This window comes from Ensifer sp. 22460 (genome assembly GCF_052044935.1).
GTDB lineage: Bacteria > Pseudomonadota > Alphaproteobacteria > Rhizobiales > Rhizobiaceae > Ensifer.
The window spans coordinates 92,948-113,572 of record NZ_JBQENZ010000007.1; the positions used below are offsets into that span (position 1 = coordinate 92,948).

Annotated in this window: 18 protein-coding genes and 2 pseudogenes; 15 read left to right on the forward strand and 5 right to left on the reverse strand. The window is 63.9% G+C overall.

The window, feature by feature from the left end; translation table 11 throughout:
- The first annotated feature begins 230 nt into the window (after window positions 1-230).
- Window positions 231-1,970, forward strand: a complete 1,740-nt coding sequence (locus tag ACTJKM_RS10815) for a relaxase/mobilization nuclease domain-containing protein (RefSeq protein WP_440660329.1) — start codon at window positions 231-233, stop codon at window positions 1,968-1,970.
- 48 nt (window positions 1,971-2,018) lie between these two features.
- A pseudogene (locus ACTJKM_RS10820) lies at window positions 2,019-2,251 on the forward strand (PepSY domain-containing protein); the annotation flags it as partial.
- A 102-nt stretch (window positions 2,252-2,353) separates the two neighbouring features.
- On the opposite strand, the gene ACTJKM_RS10825 reads toward ACTJKM_RS10820, so the two are convergent.
- Window positions 2,354-2,647 carry a DUF982 domain-containing protein gene (locus tag ACTJKM_RS10825; RefSeq protein WP_082663456.1) on the reverse strand — a complete coding sequence of 98 codons (294 nt, stop codon included), beginning with the start codon at window positions 2,645-2,647 and terminating at the stop codon, window positions 2,354-2,356.
- A 351-nt stretch (window positions 2,648-2,998) separates the two neighbouring features.
- Here ACTJKM_RS10825 and ACTJKM_RS10830 point away from each other — a divergent pair, with 351 nt between their 5' ends.
- Complete coding sequence (locus ACTJKM_RS10830; RefSeq protein ID WP_058326599.1) at window positions 2,999-4,984, forward strand: conjugal transfer protein TraG; 1,986 nt, start codon at window positions 2,999-3,001, stop codon at window positions 4,982-4,984.
- Between the two features lie 10 nt (window positions 4,985-4,994).
- The gene (locus ACTJKM_RS10835; protein WP_058326600.1) at window positions 4,995-5,429 is read left to right on the forward strand and encodes a ribbon-helix-helix protein, CopG family; all 435 of its coding nucleotides are present in this window, start codon (window positions 4,995-4,997) and stop codon (window positions 5,427-5,429) included.
- Window positions 5,430-5,565: 136 nt separating this feature from the next.
- Here ACTJKM_RS10835 and ACTJKM_RS10840 read toward each other — a convergent pair whose 3' ends face one another.
- From ACTJKM_RS10840 to ACTJKM_RS10850, 3 genes are all read right to left on the reverse strand, one after another.
- A complete protein-coding gene (locus tag ACTJKM_RS10840; protein ID WP_058326601.1) occupies window positions 5,566-7,782 on the reverse strand; it encodes a xanthine dehydrogenase family protein molybdopterin-binding subunit in 2,217 nt (738 codons plus the stop codon).
- A gap of 3 nt (window positions 7,783-7,785) precedes the next feature.
- Window positions 7,786-8,244, reverse strand: a complete 459-nt coding sequence (locus ACTJKM_RS10845; RefSeq protein WP_058325350.1) for a (2Fe-2S)-binding protein — start codon at window positions 8,242-8,244, stop codon at window positions 7,786-7,788.
- 232 nt (window positions 8,245-8,476) lie between these two features.
- Window positions 8,477-9,439, reverse strand: a complete 963-nt coding sequence (locus ACTJKM_RS10850; RefSeq protein ID WP_058326602.1) for an AraC family transcriptional regulator — start codon at window positions 9,437-9,439, stop codon at window positions 8,477-8,479.
- A 331-nt stretch (window positions 9,440-9,770) separates the two neighbouring features.
- Between ACTJKM_RS10850 and trbB the strand changes: the two genes are divergently transcribed.
- The 11 genes and pseudogenes from trbB to ACTJKM_RS10905 form a co-directional block, all read left to right on the forward strand.
- Window positions 9,771-10,754: a P-type conjugative transfer ATPase TrbB gene (gene trbB / locus ACTJKM_RS10855; RefSeq protein WP_058326603.1), complete on the forward strand. Its 984-nt coding sequence runs from the start codon at window positions 9,771-9,773 to the stop codon at window positions 10,752-10,754.
- Window positions 10,751-11,083, forward strand: coding sequence for a TrbC/VirB2 family protein (locus ACTJKM_RS10860; RefSeq protein ID WP_058326604.1), 333 nt, complete (start codon window positions 10,751-10,753; stop codon window positions 11,081-11,083). Before trbB ends, ACTJKM_RS10860 begins: the two co-directional genes overlap by 4 nt.
- Window positions 11,083-11,364 carry a VirB3 family type IV secretion system protein gene (locus ACTJKM_RS10865; protein WP_058326605.1) on the forward strand — a complete coding sequence of 94 codons (282 nt, stop codon included), beginning with the start codon at window positions 11,083-11,085 and terminating at the stop codon, window positions 11,362-11,364. The genes ACTJKM_RS10860 and ACTJKM_RS10865 overlap by 1 nt, the downstream gene beginning before the upstream one ends.
- A 12-nt stretch (window positions 11,365-11,376) precedes the next feature.
- On the forward strand, window positions 11,377-13,821 hold the full coding sequence (gene trbE, locus ACTJKM_RS10870) for a conjugal transfer protein TrbE (RefSeq protein ID WP_058326606.1): 2,445 nt from the start codon (window positions 11,377-11,379) through the stop codon (window positions 13,819-13,821).
- Complete coding sequence (gene trbJ / locus ACTJKM_RS10875; protein ID WP_058326607.1) at window positions 13,818-14,573, forward strand: P-type conjugative transfer protein TrbJ; 756 nt, start codon at window positions 13,818-13,820, stop codon at window positions 14,571-14,573. The genes trbE and trbJ overlap by 4 nt, the downstream gene beginning before the upstream one ends.
- Window positions 14,574-14,584: 11 nt before the next feature.
- A complete protein-coding gene (gene trbK-alt / locus ACTJKM_RS10880; protein ID WP_058326666.1) occupies window positions 14,585-14,959 on the forward strand; it encodes a putative entry exclusion protein TrbK-alt in 375 nt (124 codons plus the stop codon).
- A gap of 4 nt (window positions 14,960-14,963) precedes the next feature.
- Entirely contained in the window at window positions 14,964-16,310 is a 1,347-nt protein-coding gene (gene trbL, locus ACTJKM_RS10885) for a P-type conjugative transfer protein TrbL (RefSeq protein ID WP_112995891.1), read from the forward strand.
- On the forward strand, window positions 16,307-16,996 hold the full coding sequence (trbF, locus tag ACTJKM_RS10890; protein ID WP_058326608.1) for a conjugal transfer protein TrbF: 690 nt from the start codon (window positions 16,307-16,309) through the stop codon (window positions 16,994-16,996). Before trbL ends, trbF begins: the two co-directional genes overlap by 4 nt.
- Window positions 16,993-18,057: a P-type conjugative transfer protein TrbG gene (gene trbG / locus ACTJKM_RS10895; RefSeq protein WP_082663457.1), complete on the forward strand. Its 1,065-nt coding sequence runs from the start codon at window positions 16,993-16,995 to the stop codon at window positions 18,055-18,057. Before trbF ends, trbG begins: the two co-directional genes overlap by 4 nt.
- Window positions 18,054-19,286, forward strand: a complete 1,233-nt coding sequence (locus ACTJKM_RS10900; RefSeq protein WP_440660331.1) for a TrbI/VirB10 family protein — start codon at window positions 18,054-18,056, stop codon at window positions 19,284-19,286. Before trbG ends, ACTJKM_RS10900 begins: the two co-directional genes overlap by 4 nt.
- Window positions 19,286-19,492: pseudogene (locus tag ACTJKM_RS10905) on the forward strand (DUF2274 domain-containing protein); the annotation flags it as partial. The gene ACTJKM_RS10900 and the pseudogene ACTJKM_RS10905, both read left to right, overlap by 1 nt.
- A 90-nt stretch (window positions 19,493-19,582) precedes the next feature.
- Here the strand turns inward: ACTJKM_RS10905 and ACTJKM_RS10910 are convergent.
- Window positions 19,583-20,290 (reverse strand): hypothetical protein, encoded by a 708-nt coding sequence (locus ACTJKM_RS10910; protein WP_058326610.1) that lies wholly within the window; start codon window positions 20,288-20,290, stop codon window positions 19,583-19,585.
- Window positions 20,291-20,625 lie beyond the last annotated feature (335 nt).

The window sequence follows — 20,625 nt, forward strand, 5'->3', positions numbered from 1 at the left end:
CAAGCGTATCCCGGCGGGCTCCGGCGCATCCTGGAGGATAGTGGAGCGGGCAGACGGAGACACGACCGGAGGATGGCAGGATAAAGGGCCGCGATGTGCGGCTGCGGACGGTTGTTTCTTTTCAATGACTTGCAGCGTGATTTCGCGAGGTGCGCCAAGGCACCGCACCTCACAAAAACGAGCATTATTACGCTGTTTCAATATGATATGACGATGTTCTGAACTAATACATGAGTGACGAAGGTGACTTCCGCGTTCGCCCGGGCCGCGTCCGCTCATCGAGAGCGCAACGCGCGCGCCCGTTCATCGCCCAGGCGTTGGCCGCTGCCCAGCGCGCAGGTGGGGCCGTATCACATCGTGGCACGATCAGTCCCGGCAATCGCTCTCGCTTCGGGCAAGGCCAGCGCGCCTCCGTTCAGGCCAATCGCCTGATCACGTCCCGCTCGCGTGGCGCTGTCGTCAAGGCGCGGGTGGTAAGGCTCAGCGGCCGCGGCGCGCCGCTTGCCACTCATCTAACCTATCTGCGACGCGAGGGCGTAACCCGCGACGGGGAGAAAGCCCGGATGTTCGATCCTGGTAGCGATGGGGCGGACCCGAAGGCCTTCACTGAACGATGCGAGGGCGACCGGCATCATTTCCGGTTCATCGTCTCGCCGGACGATGTGCTTCAGATGGCCGACCTCAAGGGCTTCACGCGTGATCTCATCAGCCAGATGGAGAAGGATCTCGACACCCGCCTCGACTGGGTGGCGGTCGATCACTGGAACACCGCGCACCCCCACGTCCATCTGCTGGTGCGCGGCGTGCGGGACGACGGTGAAAATCTCGTCATCTCGCGCGATTACATCAAGGAAGGAATGCGCGATCGCGCGCGCGACCTCATCACTCGGGAGCTCGGACCGCGGACCGATCAGGACATCCGCCAGACACTCGAGCGTCAGATCGATAGCGAGCGCTGGACCAGTCTCGACCGCCAGCTCGCCCGTGACAGCCACCGCGCCGGCATAATCGATCTCGCGCCACATCCCGACCGTCAGCCCGACGAATTCCACGCCAACAAGGTGGGTCGCCTGCGCAAACTCGAGTCTCTCGGCCTCGCAGATCAGGTGGGCCCGGGCCAGTGGGTGATCACCGAGAATGCCGAAGCAGTCCTTCGCGAGCTTGGCGAACGTAATGACATCATCAAGCGCATTCATCGCAGTCTGTCCGAACAGGGCATCGCACGCAGCACCGCCAGCTATGTGCTCGCGGGTGAAAGCCTCGACCTACCGGTCATCGGGCGCCTGGTCGATCGGGGCCTGGATGACGAGCTCAAGGGCACGGCTTATGCCGTAATCGACGCCGTCGACGGACGTACTCACCACATCAAGGTTCCCGATCTCGACGCGGCAGGCGATGGGGCGATCGGATCCATCGTGGAACTGAGAAAGTTCGATGACGCTCAGGGTCGGCGTCGCGTTGCCCTCGCCGTCCGATCGGATCTCACGATCGAACGGCAGATCAAGGCGAGCGGCGCCACATGGCTCGACCGTCAGGCGATCGCGCGCGAACCGCTGGCACTCAGTAGCGGCGGTTTTGGTGCCGAGGTTCGCGAGGCCATGGACCGGCGGGCGGAAGAGCTCATCGAACGCCGTCTCGCAGAGCGGCAGGGGCGCGGCGTGGTATTCGCGCGCAACCTGATCGAGACCCTGCGCAAGCAGGAGCTTGAGGCGCTTGGGCAGAAGCTCGCCGCCGAAATGGGAACGCCATTCAACAAGTCCGCCTCTGGCGAGTATGTCGCTGGCACCTATCGCCAACGGTTCGCACTCGCCTCCGGCCGCTTCGCCATGATTGACAGCAGCCTTGGATTCCAACTCGTGCCGTGGTCCCCTTCGCTGGAGAAGCATCTCGGACGCCATGTTTCCGGGGTTGATCGCGGCGATGGCGGGGTCGAATGGGGGTTCGGCAAGAAGCGCGAGCTCGGCCTCTGACGCAAGACCTTGGGTATCGGCGCGATCCCAAATTACACGTATCGTCGGCTCGGGAACCAGCCAGTGTTGCTGGCCGCCTGCATCGCCATCGTCGTGCACGCAGTATCGGCAGGGGTGATGTAGTGGAAGCGCCGGCCGGCCGAGCGCTTCCCGTACCGCGAATGCCCCGCGGCCTGTTGGCGATCCTCGCCATCGGAGGATTGCTGCTCCCGCTCGTCGGTCTGTGGCCGGTCGTCATGCTGGTGCTGGATTGGCTCTATGCCAAGCCATCGCGGCGAAAACCGGATGTCGCCGCGGATTTGCGGCGGCACTCAACCTCGACCGCTCGCAATAGCGGGCCGCGTTCACGCCGCGCCCTGACAGTATTTTGACCGCGGCGGGACCTATCGATGCCGGCTCGCTCCTTTGTACCTGCACCGATAGCCAAATTTCACAGCGTCGCTGCATTCTAACGACGCCTCGATGCATGCTGCTACGAAGGAGTTTTTCGCGGAATTCGTATACTCTGAATGGCGCAATGCAGCGCGACAAGCCTCAATTGCCCGAGCCTGCTGGACTCCATGGCTCGGCCATTCGTTTTCCAAGAAATCCAATGCATCGTAGGGGCCGCAGAACCGGCGCGGCATACCATTTTGCAGCATCACCCACAGTGGAATGCGCCACGGTGCTTCTTTCATTTTCGGACCTCCTCAAAGGTCGTACTGAGAATCGCCAGACCGCCAGCTTCGTTCCGCAAGCTACAATGATTCTTTTGGCTGGGTTACGCTCGCGCCGCGCGAATTCTTGGTCACCAGGAGTTAGCCATTCAGATGAGATGCAGTGCGACTCTCGCGGCAGATAACGGGGACCATCACCTTGGTGCGCAGAGCGAGCGCAAGCATCGCGGTTCGTGGAGGTAGAAGGATCGCGCCGACGGCCTGTAATTCCGCGCACTGCCCGCCGTTTGCTCGCTCCCCGCCTGGGGCAGCTTGAACACGCATGCCGCTATCCATGATCTTGACACCATTTGCTGCAACGAAGGTCGGAGCATGTCCGCGACCAAGATCCTCTGGGGCCAGATCCTCGCCGTTCTCCTGATCGTGCTCTTGACGACATGGACCGCGACACAATGGACGGCGTGGCAGCTCGGATTCCAGGCTCAGCTTGGCCAGCCCTGGTTCGAGTTTGCCGGCTTGCACGTCTACTATCCGCCCTCGATTTTCTTGTGGTGGTACTTCTACGACGCCTACGCGCCCGATGTCTTCTGGAAGGGCGGGATGATTGCAGCATCCGGCGGCTTCATCGCCATAGCGGTTGCGATCGGCATGTCGGTCTGGCGTGCGCGGGAAGCAAAGAACGTCGAGACTTATGGGTCCGCGCGCTGGGCGAGCCCTGAAGAAGTGAAGTCGGCCGACCTCCTCGGGCCCGACGGTGTGGTTCTTGGCAAGCTGGGTTCCGAGTATCTTCGACACGACGGTCCCGAACATGTGCTGTGCTTCGCGCCGACACGGTCCGGCAAGGGCGTAGGTCTCGTCGTTCCCTCGCTCCTGACCTGGCCGGGTTCGGCCATCGTCCACGACATCAAGGGCGAGAACTGGCAGCTCACTGCCGGCTTTCGGGCTCGATACGGCCGTGTGCTGCTGTTCGATCCAACCAATTCAAAATCCGCCGCCTACAACCCGCTGCTCGAGGTGCGCCGCGGTGAATGGGAGGTGCGCGATGTCCAGAACATCGCCGATATCCTCGTCGACCCGGAGGGTTCACTCGAAAAGCGAAACCACTGGGAAAAAACCAGCCATGCGCTGCTGGTGGGGGTGATCCTTCACGTTCTCTATGCCGAGCCGGACAAGACGCTTGCCGGCGTCGCGGCATTTCTCTCCGATCCTAAACGACCGATCGAGTCCACCCTCGCCACCATGATGAAAGCCACGCATCTCGGCGAGGCAGGTCCCCATCCCGTCATCGCCAGCGCCGCGCGCGAGTTGCTCAACAAGTCCGACAACGAGCGCTCCGGCGTCCTTTCGACCGCCATGTCCTTTCTCGGGCTTTATCGCGATCCGGTCGTCGCCGAAGTCACGCGACGCTGCGACTGGCGGATCACTGATGTTGTCGGAGGCGATCGGCCGACGACGCTCTACCTCGTCGTCCCACCATCAGACATCAATCGGACAAAACCGCTGATCCGGTTGATCCTCAATCAGATCGGCCGGCGGCTCACCGAAGACCTGCAAGGAAAGGCCGCCCGCCACCGACTTCTTCTCATGCTCGACGAGTTCCCCGCGCTCGGCCGCCTCGACTTCTTCGAAAGCGCCCTCGCCTTCATGGCAGGTTATGGGCTCAAGAGCTTCCTGATCGCGCAGTCGCTGAACCAGATCGAGAAGGCCTACGGGCCTAACAATTCGATCCTCGACAACTGCCATTTGCGCGTCTCCTTCGCGACGAATGACGAGCGCACGGCCAAGCGCGTCTCCGACGCCCTGGGAACGGCCACCGAGATGCGGGCGATGAAGAACTATGCAGGGCACCGGCTTTCGCCCTGGCTCGGCCACCTGATGGTTTCGCGCTCGGAAACCGCGCGCCCCCTGCTGACCCCCGGTGAAGTGATGCAGCTTCCACCCGCCGATGAGATCGTGATGGTCGCCGGCACGCCACCGATTCGCGCAAAAAAAGCCCGTTACTATGAAGATCCCGTTTTTAAGGAGCGCATCTTTCCGCCGCCCGAACTGAAGATCAGGACCCGCGGGAGCGTCGACGACTGGAGCACCTTGTCCGCTCCGCAGCAGGCCGTTTCTGACCCAGCCCAATTGGAAGCGAATTCCGACGACGAGGATCCGACCGGCTCGGAACGGCGTCAGCAGCCTGAGTTGAAGGTGACCGATGTCATCGAGAAGAAAGAGCCAATCGACAACGAGTTCGACTACGAGCCTCCGGAGGAGGCTGAAGAAGACGCCCTTCGCAACCGCCGTATGACCCGGCTCATGCAGGGTGTTGCCCGGCAAGTCTCCCTCGACCCAAATGACGGAATGGAGCTTTGAAACACACCCGATGACAAAAGCAGCGAAGAAACAACGCCTCTCCGTCTATCTCGACCCGCCTGTCATGAAGGCCCTCAGCGAGTATGCGGCGCGCCGCGATCAATCGCGTTCGCTCGTTGCTGAGGCATCCATCGCCTCTTTCCTTTCGCCCGATGCGGCGGAGCGCCAGGAGGCGGCGACCACAAAGCGGCTTGATCAGCTCGACCGACGTATGACCCGCCTGGAACGCGATCTCGGCATAGCGGTCGAGACACTCGCCGTCTTCGTGCGCTTCTGGCTGACGACCAATCCGCCGCTGCCCGAACCTGCTCAGGCTGCCGCTCGAGCCAGGGCCGGCGAGCGCTACGACGCTTTCGTCGCTGCCCTCGGCCGTCGTCTCGTCAAGGGGCCGAAGCTGCGGCAGGAGATTTCGGAGGATGTCGCGGAGCTGCCGACCGATGATTAGGGGTCGTTGGCGAAACTGGCTCACCGAGCACACGCCCTTTAACCATGCCGGCCGCGGGGCAGCCTATCAGTTGCGCCAGCCGCCAAAGGTCTCGCCCCATGCCCAACCGGCCACGCGGCCGGCCGGGCATGCGAGATCACGTGTTGAGCGATCTCGCGAATGGCATGACGCGGATCCGCTTGCCGAGCGCCCTGTAGGCGGCATTGGCGACTGCCGGGCCGATGGGCGGAACGCCGGGCTCGCCTATGCCGGAGGGCGGATTGGCGGAGGCGACGATGTGAACTTCGACCTTTGGCATCGCATCGATCCTCAGGGGCGTGTAAAGGTCGAAATTGCTCTGGTCGACCTTGCCGTCCGTCAGCGTGATCTCCTCGCCGAGTATCGCCCCCAGCCCAAAGCCGATTCCGCCCTCCACCTGGGCGCGGACCTGGTCCGGATTGATCGCCAGACCGCAATCGACAGCGACTACGACGCGCTCGACCTGGATCTGGCCATTTCCGTCAGTCGAAACCTCGGCGATCTCGGCCACAACGGAGCCGAAGCTCTCGGCGATGGCAACGCCTCGGAAGCGCCCCTCGGGCAAAGGCTTCTGCCAATCCGCCTTTTCCGCCGCCAGCTTGAGGACGGTCGCGTGACGCGACTGCGGCTCAAGCATCGAAAGACGGAATTCGATCGGATCTCGTCCCGCCGTCTCGGCGACCTCGTCCAGGAAGGTTTCAGCTGCGAAGGCCGTATGGGTCGAGCCGACGGAGCGCCACCACAGAACCGGAACGCCGGTCTCAGTGGTGGTCAAGCCCACCGTCTGGTTTGGAATGGCATAGGGCAGATTGTTGGCCCCTTCGACCGAGGTCGGGTCGACCCCATTCTTGACCATTCCATCGAACGCAGTCTTCGCCATGATGGACTGGCCGACGATGTGGTTGCTCCATGCAACGAGCTTTCCGTTCTCGTCGATACCGGCCTTGAGGCTATGCACATACGCGGGTCGATAGCGACCCGCGCGCATGTCGTCCTCCCGAGTCCACTGCACCTTTACCGGCGCGCGGAAACCGAGGGCCTTGGCCACATGCACCGCCTCGACGACGACGTCACCGTCGAACACGGCCCGCCGGCCAAAACTGCCGCCGGTCTTCATCACAATGAGGCGTACCTTTTCGGGGGCAATCCCGGCCACCTGGCCGGCAAGCATCTGGTATACGTCCGGGAACTGATGCCCACCCCAAACCTCGAGCGTACCGTCCTCGTTCATGCGCGCCACGGCATTCAGCGGCTCCATCGCGGCATGCGCGAGATAGGGAAACTCGAAACTTGCCTCGATTACTTTTGTTGCGCCGGCGAAGGCTGTTTCTGCGTCACCATCGTTGCGCGCAAGCGCGGCCGGCATCTTCTTCGCAAGCTCCCGATAGGCGGACATGAGCTCGGCCGTGCCGCGCTTTTCCGCCGCCGTTTCGTCCCAACTGACGGTGACCGCCTCGCGGCCCTTGATCGCCGCCCACATGTTTTCGCCGACGACGGCAACGCCCCGAGGCGTTTCGACGACGTCCACCACCCCCTTGACGGTGCGCGCGGACGAGGCGTCGAAGGACTTTACCTTCGCTCCAAACAGCGGCGGATGGATCATCACGGCGGTCAGCATGCCGGGAAGCTTGATGTCGATCGTGTACTGCTCCGTCCCGTTTGCCTTACGGGCGCTGTCGAAGCGCTTCAGTCTGGCATTGCCGATCAGCTTCCAGTCGCTCGGTTGCTTAAGTACCACGTCCGTGGGCACCGGCATTGTCGCCGCCTTTGCGGCGAAGACACCGAAACCGGCGCTCTTGCCTGACGGATGGGCAAGAATGCCGTTCTCGACGGTGATCTCTGCCGCGGCAACACCCCATTCGGAGGCAGCGGCGGCGACCAGCATGGAGCGGGCCGCGGCACCCGCCTTGCGATAGCGCTCCCAGGAGGACGCCATCGACGTGGACCCGCCGGTGCCCTGAAAGGCACCTCCAAAGGCGATGTTGCCATAGGCCTTCACATCGCCGGCGGCCCCCTTCACTTCGATCGTCGACCAATCGGCCTCGAGTTCTTCCGCCACCAGTGTGGCAATACCGTTATAGGAGCCCTGGCCCATCTCGAACTGCGACGAAAGTACGGTCACTTTTCCATCGCCGTCGATTGTCACGTAGGGGGAAAAGGCATGTGAAGCGCTGGTCGTCGCTGTCTCGCCCGCTACCGCCGGGGACGCGGACAGGAGGCGAAAGCCGACGGCCATACCAGTACCTGCAGCAAGGGCACCAATGAGGAACTGTCGCCGCGATGCCTGCGCTTCCGCGGCCGGAAGGAAAACCGATTGCATGAGTTTGGGCAGCATGGCTCAAGCCTCCAGACGCTTAGCGGCTTCGTGAATGCCGGCTCGGATTCGGTGATAGGTGGCGCAACGACAGAGATTGCCCGACATGGCCGTGTCGATGTCCTCATCGCTCGGCTTCGGATTGTTCGCCAGGAGGTCTGTCGCCGACATGATCTGCCCCGACTGGCAGTAGCCGCACTGCGGGACGTCGAGATCGGCCCAGACTGCCTGAACCGTTTGCGCGACCTTTCCCTTGAGGCCCTCGATGGTCGTCACTTTTGCCCCTTCGATGTCATCGACCAAGGTCTGACAAGACCGAACCGGCGAACCGTCGACATAGACCGTGCAGGCACCGCACTGCGCCATGCCACAGCCGAACTTCGTCCCTGTTAGTCCAACCAGATCGCGGATCACCCAAAGAAGCGGCATATCCGCCTCGGCCTCGACCGTGTGTTCGACGCCGTTGATCGTTACAATTGCCATGATGCTCTCCTCGCGTTCGGGCGCGTGGTCTCGGGATGCTTATCCGGAAACCCTGCTTCACGCGCCGCGGCCATTCGCCAGACCGCGGCTGCAGCTTAGAAGACCATCCTGCACGCTGGTAGGTTCGATCCTGTCAGATTATTGCCTATTCCTCTCGGCCTGACGAAATTGTGATCATGACAAAAGATGCGCCAGCGCACCAACGGGCGCTCCACTTGTGTTCGGCAGCCCGTCAACCGATGGAGTCGCGTCTTTTCGAGTCGCTGGAGTTGAGGATTGCCTTGATGTCTCTGAGCGGCGGATGACCGAAGGCGCGCCGATATTCCCTGTTGAACTGTGTCTGGCTTTCGTAGCCGACGCGCAGCGCGGCGGTTGCGGCGTCGAGCGATTCTGAAAGCATCAATTCCCGCGCATGATGCAGCCGTAGGTGCTTCTGGAACTGCAGTGGGCTCATGGCTGTCATGGCGCGGAAATGGTGGTGCAACGTGGATATCCCCATGTTCGCAATCTCCGCGAGTTCTTCGACACGAAGCGGCCGGGCATAGTTTTCTTTCAGCCACGCGACGGCCTTTGCCACCCGGTTACTGTTCGTGCCGGCAAGCGCGAAACGCCGCAGCCGCGCGCCTTGCTCGCCGGTGAGCAGCCGATAGAGGATCTCGCCCTGGATTTGACTGGCCAGGAACGGGATGTCTGCCGGCGTGGTCGCGAGCGAAATTAATCGCAATAACGCGTCGAACAGTTCCGGTGTGGCGGCGCCGACCGCGACGCCGAGATCGCGTTCGGGGGCATCCGGCGGCTGTATGTCGTAATCGGCGATAATTCGCCGCAGCTTTTCGAGATCGAGGCGCAGCGTGGCTGCCACATAGGGCTCACTCTCGCTCGCCTCGCAGATCTGGCCGGTCATCGGCAGGCCGATGGCGGTCATGAAGAAGCAGGATTCATCGTAAACGAGCATTTCGTTTCCGACATGGATACGCTTGCTTCCCTTGATGATGAGCGCCACGCTGGGTTCGGAGACGCTGGAAAACGGGCCGGCTGGCGCGATGATGCGATAGAGCGAAAGCCCCGGAACAGGGTGGCCGTAGCGAACGCCGTCCCATGGCAGTTGCGAGAGCATGTCGAGAATTCGCGCCCGAAGGGGCGCGGTTTCCTCGCGCAGGTCGCGTTGCTGCATAAATGTCTCGCTCGTTGCCATGCCCTGACCCATCCTCCGACCCGCCCGTCAAATTGGCTTCTTATCATATTACTTTGATCGCGACAGGATTAGGCAACCACGCCGGAGCGCGCGGCGAAGCAGCCGCGCCAGAAGGGCATTATCCAGCAGATCAGCGATCGTCCCGCCGAAGGACGCCCGCGCCCTTCGGCGCTTTGCCCACGGCGAACCACAACTCAGCCGATTGCCTGTCTTTCCGCGCCACGGCGCTACTACGCCACCAATCTTGTTGCGGCAGCTGAATTACTGGCTCTCTTAATTATCCCCGATCCAGGGCCGCGCGTTGTGCGGCCCGCGAGAGAGCGGGGACGACATGGCGACATCTCATCCGAAATCCGAAGCCGTGACGCGAGGCGTGCGCATGCTGCGCACCGCCCTCGGTCCCTCCATCGCGGGATTTCTGGAAGACCCCTCGATCGTCGAGGTGATGCTCAACCCCGATGGGCGCCTCTGGATCGACCGGCTGTCGGCCGGCCTCGCAGATAGCGGCGAGCGCATCTCCGCCGCCGACGGCGAGCGGATCATTCGCCTTGTTGCGCACCATGTCGGTGCAGAGGTTCACAGCGGGGCACCGCGTCTCTCCGCGGAACTCCCTGGAACCGGCGAGCGCTTCGAAGGTCTCTTGCCGCCGGTCGTCGCCGCGCCGGCATTCGCGATCCGCAAGCCAGCCGTAGCCATCTTCACGCTCGATGACTATGTTGCCGCCGGCATCATGTCGGCAGGACAGGCCGAGGCGCTGCGCGAGGCCGTAGCGTCACGCGCCAACATCCTCGTCATTGGCGGTACGTCCACCGGCAAGACCACGCTCACCAATGCCCTTCTCGCCGAAGTCGCGAAGACGGCCGACCGCGTCGTCATCATCGAGGACACCCGCGAGCTGCAATGCGCAGCGCCAAACCTCGTCGCCATGCGCACCAAGGATGGCGTCGCGTCTCTGTCCGAACTCGTGCGCTCGTCGCTTCGGCTGCGCCCCGACCGCATCCCGATCGGAGAAGTGCGCGGCGCCGAAGCCCTCGATCTCCTGAAAGCCTGGGGTACCGGCCATCCCGGAGGCATCGGCACCATCCATGCTGGCAGCGCCATCGGCGCCTTGCACCGTCTCGAGCAGCTCATTCAGGAAGCCGTCGTCACCGTCCCCAGGGCGCTGATCGCCGAAACTATCGATCTCGTCGCGGTCCTATCCGGACGAGGTTCATCGCGCCGTCTTTCGGAACTCGTCCGCGTCGTGGGGCTCGCTCCTTCAGGCGATTACCTGATCAATCCCGTCACCTCCACCGTACCAGGAGCTCTTGCATGATTCAGCGTTTGCATCACCTTCGCCGTCGCTTTCTGACGACGGTATCCGTCAGCCTACTGACCCTTTCGCTCGCTCCCGCGGCCCACGCATCAGGCTCCTCCATGCCCTGGGAGCAGCCGCTTCAGCAGATCCTGAAGTCCGTCGAAGGTCCGGTCGCCAAGATCGTCGCGGTGATCATCATCATCGTAACCGGCCTCACGCTTGCCTTCGGCGACACCTCAGGCGGCTTCCGGCGCCTCATCCAGGTCGTCTTCGGCCTCTCGATCGCGTTTGCCGCGAGCTCCTTCTTCCTCTCCTTCTTCTCCTTCGGCGGCGGAGCGCTCGTCTGATGGCAGCGACCACCTCTCCCGCCGAGGATGTGCCCGGCTTCGCAGTTCCCCTTCACCGGTCGCTGACCGAACCGATCCTGCTCGGCGGCGCTCCCCGTGCGATCGCCATCCTCAACGGAACGCTCGCAGCTGCACTAGGCCTGGGCCTGCGCCTCTGGCTGGTCGGCCTCGGTCTCTGGCTTGCCGGACATCTCGCCGCCGTATGGGCGGCCAGGCGTGATCCGCAGTTCGTCGACGTCGTTCGCCGGCATCTGCGCATCCCCGGTCACCTGTCGATCTAAGGGAGCGCGCCCATGATGAACCTCGCTGAATATCGCAACAAAAGCACCCGCCTCGCCGACTTTCTGCCCTGGGCAGCTCTCGTCGGCGAAGGCATCGTCCTCAACAAGGACGGCTCGTTCCAGCGCACAGCACGCTTCCGTGGTCCCGATCTTGACTCGGCCGTGCCGGCCGAACTCGTCGCCGTCGCCGGGCGCCTCAACAACGCCTTCCGCCGTCTTGGTTCCGGATGGGCGATCTTTGTGGAAGCGCAGCGCCATCCCGCCGCCGCCTATCCGGCAAGCCGTTTCCCCGACCCCGCTTCGGCTCTTGTCGACGCCGAGCGGAAGGCGGACTTCGAGGAAGCCGGCGCGCATTTCGAGTCGAGCTATTTTTTGACCTTCCTCTACCTGCCGCCCGCAGACGAGGCTGCCCGCGCCGAAAACTGGCTCTACGAGGGAAAGGCCGAGACCGGCGTGAATCCACGCGAGATCCTGCACGGCTTCATCGACCGCACGACCCGTGTACTGCAACTCGTCGAGGGCTTCATGCCAGAATGCGCCTGGCTCGACGACGCCGGGACGCTCACCTATCTCCACTCGACCGTCTCGACCAGGCGTCACCGGGTGCGCGTCCCCGACACCCCGATCTATCTAGATGCCCTACTTGCTGACCAGCCGCTCACGGGCGGTCTCGAGCCGCGCCTCGGCGACGCGCATCTCAGGGTGCTGACCATCGTCGGCTTCCCGACCGCGACGACGCCCGGCATTCTCGACGACCTCAATCGCCTTGCCTTTCCCTATCGCTGGTCGACGCGCGCGGTCATGCTCGACAAGACCGATGCGACGAGATTGCTGACGAGGATCCGCCGGCAATGGTTCGCCAAGCGCAAGTCGATCGCCGCGATCCTCAAGGAGGTTATCACCAACGAAACGTCCGTGCTCGTGGATAGCGATGCCGCGAACAAGGCCGCGGACGCGGACCTCGCGCTGCAGGAGCTCGGCGCCGACCATGCCGGACAGGCCTATGTGACGGCGAGCGTCGTGGTTTGGGATGCCGATCCGCGCGCCGCCGACGAGAAGCTGCGCCTCGTCGACAAAGTGGTGCAAGGCCGGGACTTCACGGCCATGACGGAGACCATCAATGCCGTCGACGCCTGGCTCGGCGGCCTGCCGGGGCACGCCTATGCCAATGTGCGGCAGCCACCGATCTCCACCTTGAACCTCGCCCACATGGTGCCGCTCTCCGCCGTGTGGGCAGGGTCGGAACGGGACGAGCACTTCCAAGCGCCCCCCTTGCTGCTCGGCAAGGCCGAAGGCTCGACCCCGTTTCGGTTCTCCATCCATGTCGGCGATGTCGGTCACACGCTCGTGGTCGGACCTACCGGCGCCGGCAAGTCCGTTCTGCTGGCGGTGATGGCGCTGCAGTTCCGCCGCTATGAGCGCTCCCGGATCTTTGCCTTTGACTTCGGCGGTTCGATCCGCGCCGCGGCTCTCGCGATCGGCGGCGACTGGCACGACCTCGGCGGCGAGTTGACCGAGAGTTCTGTCTCGCTGCAGCCACTCGCCCGTATCGACGACGTCGCAGAACGCGCCTGGGCGGCGGACTGGATCGTCACCAACCTGCACCGGGAGGGCGTCGCAATCTCGCCGGACGAGAAGGAGCACATCTGGACGGCGCTCACCTCGCTCGCTTCCGCGCCAACCATCGAGCGCACCCTGACCGGCCTCACCGTCCTTCTGCAATCGAACGATCTCAAGCAGGGGCTGCGCCCCTATTGCGTCGGCGGTCCCTATGCCCGCCTTCTCGATGCGGAAAGCGAGAATCTGGGCACGGCCTCCGTCCAAGCCTTCGAGACCGAGGGACTGATCGGCACCGGTGCGGCCTCCGCCGTGCTCCAGTATCTTTTCCACCGCATCGAGGACCGGCTGGACGGCAGCCCCACTCTCATGATCATCGACGAGGGCTGGCTCGCCCTCGACGATCAAGGCTTCGCCGGACAGCTGCGCGAATGGTTGAAGACGCTGCGCAAAAAGAACGCGTCCGTCGTCTTCGCCACCCAGTCGCTCAGCGACATCGACGGTTCCGCGATCGCGCCGGCGATCATCGAAAGCTGCCAGACGCGTCTCCTCCTTCCCAACGAACGCGCGATCGAGCCGCAGATCGCGGCGATCTATCACCGCTTCGGCCTCAATGACAGGCAGATCGAAATCCTCGCGCGGGCTACGCCCAAACGCGATTATTACTGCCAGTCGCGGCGCGGCAATCGCCTCTTCGAACTCGGCCTCTCGGACGTCGCGCTCGCGCTGTGCGCCGCATCGTCAAAGACCGACCAGGCCGCCATCGACAAGATTGTCGCCGAGCACGGCCGGGAGGGTTTCCTCGCCGCGTGGCTGCGCCACCGCGGCGCCACCTGGGCCGCCGACCTCATACCCGACCTCACCAATCTCATCCCTGAAGCCCTCGAGGTACAATCATGACCAACCGTTACCGTCCGCATTTTCGGGCGCTTCGCGTTGCCGCAGCCCTGCTTGCCGCATCGCCAGTGATTTCTCTGCTCACGGCGTCGGCGCAGGCGCTCATCGTCTTCGACCCGAAGAACTATGCGCAGAACCTGCTCTCGGCAGCGCGAGCGCTCCACCAGATCAACAACCAGATCAACTCTTTACAGAACGAAGCTCAGATATTGCTCAATCAGGCCCGCAATCTTGCGAGCCTGCCACACTCGTCCCTTCAGGAGCTGCAGCAGTCGGTTCAACGCACCCAACGGCTCCTCGCCCAGGCGCAGAACATCGCCTTCGACGTCCGCCAGATCGACCGTGCCTTCGAGACCACCTATCGCAGGGCCCCGATCTCTACGAGCGACCAGCAGCTCGTCGCCAACGCGCGCACGCGCTGGCATTACACGGTCGGCGGTCTGCAGGATGCGATGCGTGTGCAGGCGACCGTCATCGGAAACATCGACACCAATCGTAGAGAGATGTCGGCGCTCGTCGGCAAGAGCCAGAGCGCCATCGGCGCCCTGCAAGCCACCCAGGCCGGAAACCAGTTGCTAGCACTGCAGGCACAACAGCTCGCCGACCTGACCGCAGTGGTTGCAGCCAACGGACGGGCCACGGCGCTCAGCGACGCCGAGCGTGCGGCCGCCGCCGAGCAAGGGCGCGAACAGCGTCGCCGCTTTCTCGCCCCGGGCGTCGGCTACCAGCCGGGCAATGCCCGGATGTACCGGTGATGGAGGCGGGCATGGGCGGGAGCCGGTTGATCAGGGTCGCCGCCGTAGCCCTCGTGGCCGTCGCATTTCTTGGAGCGGCGATCGCGATGAGCCGGAAAGGGGACGGGCCGCCGGAGGCAGCGGTCGGCGGACGGGGCCCGGCCTCCGCAGATCCCCTTCGATCGGAACTCAGGCGCTGTGTCGGCATGGGAGAGGCCGGTGCCCGCGATGCCTCGTGCCTGCGTGTCTGGGCTGAGAACCGGCAGCGCTTTCTCAGGCCCGGACACGCAGAGCGTCCGGCCTTTCCCGACACCTCGCTCAGTTCACCTGCGCAAGCCGTGCAGCCCGGGGCGCCCGTCAAGGTGACCGCGCCGCTCGCCGGGCCGAACGCGGACGAGGTCCGGTGAGAATATGGGCGGCACCGGCGTCATTGACCAGTTCCTCGAGGTCTTCACCCGATACATCGATTCCGGCTTCGGCCTCCTCGGTGCAGAAGTGGCCTTCATCGCCACGACGCTGATCGTGATCGACGTGACGCTCGCCGCACTCTTCTGGAGCTGGGGTGCCGACGATGACGTTATCGCGAGGCTGGTGAAGAAAACCCTGTTCATCGGCGTCTTCGCCTATCTGATTTCCAACTGGAACAATCTCGCCCGTATCGTGTTCGAGAGCTTCGCGGGCCTCGGCCTCAAGGCGTCCGGGACCGGCTTCTCGACGGCTGATCTGCTCCGGCCGGGCAAGGTCGCCCAGACAGGCCTCGATGCCGGACGCCCTCTCCTCGAATCCATTTCCGATTTAATGGGTTACTGGAGTTTCTTCGAAAACTTCATCCAGATCGCCTGCATGATGTTCGCCTGGGTGCTGGTGCTACTCGCCTTCTTCATCCTCGCCGTCCAGCTCTTCGTCACACTCATCGAGTTCAAGCTGACGACGCTCGCCGGCTTCGTGCTCATTCCATTCGGTCTCTTCGGAAAGTCGGCCTTCATGGCCGAGCGGGTGCTCGGCAACGTGATTTCGAGCGGTATCAAGGTGCTCGTCCTCTCCGTCATCATCGGTGTCGGCTCGACCCTCTTCTCGCAATTCACTCAAGGTTTCGGGGGCCAAACGCCGACCATCGATCAGGCCATGGCGATCGTGCTTGCGGCGCTGTCGCTGCTCGGCCTCGGCATCTTCGGACCGGGTATCGCCAACGGCCTCGTCTCAGGCGGTCCGCAACTCGGAGCGGGAAGCGCAGTCGGCACCGGGCTGGCCGCTGGAGGCGTCGTCGCGGCCGGAGCGGCGACTGCCGGCGCCGCCATCTCCGGTGGCGCGGCGCTCCTTGGCGCTGCCGCGGCTGCCGCTCGCGGCGGCGCGGCCCTCGCCGGTGGAGCCTCCGCCGCCTACAGCCTCGGTGCGGCCAGCAAGTCGGGTGTCACCGGCGTCGCATCCGGGCTCGGCAGCACGGCCAGATCCGGCGCGGCCGCCGCGGTCTCGCCCCTGAAGCGCATCGGCGCTCGCGCCGCCGAAAGGCTGAGCTCAAGCCGCGCCAGTGGAGCCCAGTCCGCCTCCGCAGGAGGTGACGGCGATCGTCGGGCTGCCGGCGATGCCTCGCAAACCACCGGTCCGTTGCATGGCGACAGTCCGCCCGACTGGGCCAGGCGCATGAAGCGCGCACAGCAAATGTCACATGGCGTTCAGGCAACTGCCCACGCAATCCGCTCCGGAGACGCCCACGGCGGCGGCTCCTCCGTCAATCTCTCCGAAGGCGACCGCTCATGAATCCCTTCCGACGACCCTCCACGCATTACGGAAAGACGCCAGAGCCCGAGACACCCTATCAGCGCGCCGCCCAGGTCTGGGACGATCGCATCGGCTCGGCCCGCATCCAGGCGAAAAACTGGCGGCTCATGGCATTCGGCTCGCTCATCCTCTCGGCCGGCTTTGCGGCAGCCCTCGTCTGGCAGTCGGCCCGCGGCACGGTCGTCCCCTGGGTCGTTCAGGTCGACCGGCTCGGACAGGCGCAGGCAATCGCCCCGGCAGAAGCGGATTTTCGCCCGACCGATCCCCAGATCGCCTGGCATCTCGCGCGCTTCATCGAAGAGGTAAGGAGTATCTCGGCCGACGCGATCATCGTGCGGCAGAATTGGTTGCGCGCCTACGAATTCACCACTGATCGCGGCGCGCTGGCGCTCAACGACCATGCACGCACCAGCGACCCGTTCACCAAGGTCGGCAGAGAGCAGATCGCCGTCGACGTTTCCTCCGTCATCCGCGCCTCGCCCGACTCCTTTCGCGTCGCCTGGAGCGAGCGCCGCTATCAGGACGGGTCGCTCGCGGAGGCCTCCCGCTGGACCGCGATCCTCACGATCGTCGTCGAGCCACCGCGCGATGCCGAGAAGCTTAAGCGCAATCCGCTCGGGATCTACGTCAACGCGATCAACTGGTCGAAGGAGCTGGGACAATGAAACCGCCGTCTGAAGCCACGCAACCTGCTTTCCTCACGCGCGTCAGTTCGCGGAAAGGCGGAAACGCCGCCGCATTGTGCGCAAATGTCGTCCTCGCGATCCTGTCCGCCACGGCGCTCGCCGGATGCGCGACAGCGAAGAAGCCTCCGGAGATCTCCTACGACGATGCCGCGCCGGCGGTGCAGACCATCAATCCTCCAGCTCCAGTTCGGGTCGTCGAGATTGCGAAGCCCCTGCCCTTGCCGGGACAGATGAAGCCGATCGAGATCAGCCGGCTGAGGCCCGAACCCGCCGACCCGGCGGCCAGGATCCACCAGGCCAATGCGGCGGCCCGCGTGCAGCCGGTTCGCAACGGCTTCATCAACGCCATGCAGGTCTATCCCTTCACACAAGGGGCGCTCTATCAGGTCTATACAGCCGTTGGTCAGATCACCGACATCGCGCTTCAACCTGGAGAGCAACTAGTAGGTACTGGCCCGGTCGCCGCCGGCGACACGGTGCGTTGGGTTATCGGCGATACCGAGAGCGGATCAGGCACGACCAGGCAGATCCACATCCTCGCGAAGCCCACGCGGCCCGATCTCACGACGAACCTGATCATCAATACCGACCGCCGGACCTATCACCTGGAACTGCGATCCGGGGAGCGCACCTACATGGCATCGGTGTCATGGCAATATCCCCAGGACCAGTTGATCGCGCTTCGTCGCCAGAATATCGAAGCTCAAGCCGCGCAGCCCGTCGCCTCGGGTGTCGATCTGGCGCGCCTCAACTTTCGCTACGCGATCGAAGGCAACCGCGCCCCGTGGCGGCCGCTTCGCGCCTTCGACGACGGCCGGCAGGTCTTCATCGAGTTTCCGCGCGGCATCGGTCAGGGCGAAATGCCGCCTCTCTTCGTCGTCGGCCCCGACGGCAACGACTCCGAACTAGTGAACTATCGGGTTCGCGGCCACCACATGATCGTCGACCGGCTCTTTGCCGCCGCTGAGCTTCGTTTCGGCGCCGGCCGGACGCAGATGCGAGTGCGGATCCTGCGGACCGACGGGAGACGGATGTTGTGAGTGATCAAGAACCCCGGAACGAAGAAGGTCTGGAACCTGATGAGGCTCGCCCGCTGACGGGCGAGCCCGTGATCTCCATGCGGCTGCGCCCCAAGGCGCCGCGCGTGACCCGTCTGTCGCGGAAATTCCTGGCCGGTGTTTCCTTGATCGCCGGCCTCGGTCTCGGCGGCGCGCTGATCTACGCTCTCCAGACATCTGATGGGAGCGGGCCTGCCGAGGAGCTCTACTCGACCGAAAATCGCACCACGGCCGACGGGCTTTCCAACTTGCCGCGCGACTATACCGGTCCGATCCTCGGACCTCCGCTCCCTGGCGATCTCGGCCGCCCTATTCTCGACGCGCAGAAACGCGGGCAGGCGGTTCCCGCACCCGAGGTCGTCATGCCTGAGCCAGGCCTCAGCGAGGAGGAGCGGCGCCGGCAGGAGGAGATGGAGGCGGCACGCACGAGCCGGCTCTTCGCCAGTACCGTAACAACGCCGGCAGCCGTGGACTCGGATAGCTCCACGCCGCCGGCCGGTAATTCAACCGCCCTGTCCGATCTTGCAAGCCTTGGCATCGCTCCTGAGCCCGCAACACCCACAGCAGAGGAACGGCGGCTCGCGTTTTTGAACGCCACCCCTGACAAGCGGACGGTCGCGCCGGATCGTGTCGCCACGCCAGCCTCCCCGAACATTCTCCAGGCCGGCGCCGTCCTCCCGGCCGCGCTCATCACCGGTATCCGCTCCGACCTTCCCGGCCAGATCACCGCCCAGGTGACCGAGAACGTCCATGACAGCCCGACGGGCCGCATCCTGCTGGTCCCGCAGGGCGCGCGGCTCATCGGCCAGTACGATAGTGGCGTCGGCTACGGCCAGAGACGTGTGCTCATCGTCTGGAACCGACTGATCATGCCGAACGGCCGCTCCATCGTGCTCGAACGCCAACCCGGCGCTGACAGCGCGGGCTACGCCGGCCTCGAGGACCGCGTGGACTATCATTGGGGCCAACTGTTCTGGGCCACTGCCCTCTCGACGTTGCTGAGCATCGGCGCCGAGGCGGGCTCTTCCAGCGAGGAAAGCGATATCGTCCGAGCTCTTCGCCGAGGCGCATCCGACAGCATCAGTAAGACCGGCCAGAAGATCGTTGAGCGCCAGCTCGACATTGTCCCGACGCTGACCATCCGGCCCGGTTTTCCGGTTCGCGTGCTCGTCACACGCGATCTCGTACTCGAACCCTATGGAGAATCCTGATGGCGAAGCTGAAACTCGGGCCGGTCGCGGACGACAAGCCGGTGAAGATCAGCGTCGAATTGCCTGCAACCTTGCATCGCGACCTCGTCGACTGTGCGGAACAGCTCGGTCGCGAGACCGGGCGTCCTGTCAGCAATCCTCTTAAACTGATTGTGCCTATGCTCGAGCGCTTCATCGCCACAGATCGCGGGTTCGCAAAGACCAAAAGCCCCCATCCCCGCCGGCCCCACGGGCTTAAGCCCTTGGCACGTTACAGTTTGTGCACATTGCCCAGGCCATGCGGACAACTGGCAAGGTCAGGACGTCGCCAGCTCCACGCCGAACGAGTCGAGCACGTCGGCGATGTGGTTCGCGAATGAAATGGTTGAAGTTCCCGCGAATAGCAGTCCAATTGCCATGCCCGTTGTCTGCTCAAGGATGAGCGCCCCGGAATCGCCCTCCTCGCTGAACGGGAGGGCGTCGATCGATTTAATCGCGATCTGATCGTGGAACAGAATCGTCCCGATGTCGTAGCGTACCTTGAGGTCCGTGCTGGCGCTGTCTACGTAGCCGGTCGTGTAGCCGGTTGTGCGCCCGAATTTCTCGACGATCGTGTTCAGTGCCGCGGACTTGGCACCGACAGGCGGGCCGATTGCCAAAATATCGGGGATGGCGAGTTGCCGCTTAAGCAGACGAGCAATAGCGCCATCGACGTAGTTCGGCTGCAATGTGTCGAGAGGGACAAATCCTTCCAGTTCGGCGATTTTGTCCTTCGTTGGATTGCCGGCATCGAATGGACTCGGTTCGAATACGGCCGTTCCAAACGGTTGCCGGTTCTGGTCCGCGAGCACATGGTTGTTTGACAGGATGTAGCGACCGAGACTGTCTGCCACGAGCCCGCCGAAAGTGCCCGCGAGCGAATTGAGCGGGTCGGCGTCGGCAAAGCCCGTTGAACAGCCCGGCTGCGCCGGTCGCATGCGCGAACGTGGATTTGCGAGCGGCTGCAGAAAGCCGATCTCCTCCACGTCGGTCGGTATGCCGTCGATTGCTCGGGCAGCAGATCGCCCGTGCCAATCTCGGACTTAGGTTGCTTGCGTCGGACGCAGAATTTTAGCGCCGGCTCCGAGGTTGTCCGGCCCGACACGATTTTGAAGCCGATGCCGATGCCCTGGAGATTGATGTTCGGGGTGGGCGATACCACGCGACGTCCGCCGCGAGAAACCGCCTCGAAAGCGCTGACTTGGCCTCGCCGAGATGTGTCGAGGCCGGCGCAATCGTCGATCTGCCATCCAGTTTTATGGGACTGGAAGTCGAAATAGCGGCGGTCGGGCCGGCGCGACCGCTCGACGTGCGTTAAGGG

Coding starts and splice junctions, on each gene's coding strand:
- ACTJKM_RS10815 (WP_440660329.1), top strand. CDS start 231: ATGAGTGACGAAGGTGACTTCCGCGTTCGCCCGGGCCGCGTCCGCTCA.
- ACTJKM_RS10825 (WP_082663456.1), bottom strand. CDS start 2,647: ATGAAAGAAGCACCGTGGCGCATTCCACTGTGGGTGATGCTGCAAAAT.
- ACTJKM_RS10830 (WP_058326599.1), top strand. CDS start 2,999: ATGTCCGCGACCAAGATCCTCTGGGGCCAGATCCTCGCCGTTCTCCTG.
- ACTJKM_RS10835 (WP_058326600.1), top strand. CDS start 4,995: ATGACAAAAGCAGCGAAGAAACAACGCCTCTCCGTCTATCTCGACCCG.
- ACTJKM_RS10840 (WP_058326601.1), bottom strand. CDS start 7,782: ATGCTGCCCAAACTCATGCAATCGGTTTTCCTTCCGGCCGCGGAAGCG.
- ACTJKM_RS10845 (WP_058325350.1), bottom strand. CDS start 8,244: ATGGCAATTGTAACGATCAACGGCGTCGAACACACGGTCGAGGCCGAG.
- ACTJKM_RS10850 (WP_058326602.1), bottom strand. CDS start 9,439: ATGGCAACGAGCGAGACATTTATGCAGCAACGCGACCTGCGCGAGGAA.
- trbB (WP_058326603.1), top strand. CDS start 9,771: ATGGCGACATCTCATCCGAAATCCGAAGCCGTGACGCGAGGCGTGCGC.
- ACTJKM_RS10860 (WP_058326604.1), top strand. CDS start 10,751: ATGATTCAGCGTTTGCATCACCTTCGCCGTCGCTTTCTGACGACGGTA.
- ACTJKM_RS10865 (WP_058326605.1), top strand. CDS start 11,083: ATGGCAGCGACCACCTCTCCCGCCGAGGATGTGCCCGGCTTCGCAGTT.
- trbE (WP_058326606.1), top strand. CDS start 11,377: ATGATGAACCTCGCTGAATATCGCAACAAAAGCACCCGCCTCGCCGAC.
- trbJ (WP_058326607.1), top strand. CDS start 13,818: ATGACCAACCGTTACCGTCCGCATTTTCGGGCGCTTCGCGTTGCCGCA.
- trbK-alt (WP_058326666.1), top strand. CDS start 14,585: ATGGGCGGGAGCCGGTTGATCAGGGTCGCCGCCGTAGCCCTCGTGGCC.
- trbL (WP_112995891.1), top strand. CDS start 14,964: ATGGGCGGCACCGGCGTCATTGACCAGTTCCTCGAGGTCTTCACCCGA.
- trbF (WP_058326608.1), top strand. CDS start 16,307: ATGAATCCCTTCCGACGACCCTCCACGCATTACGGAAAGACGCCAGAG.
- trbG (WP_082663457.1), top strand. CDS start 16,993: ATGAAACCGCCGTCTGAAGCCACGCAACCTGCTTTCCTCACGCGCGTC.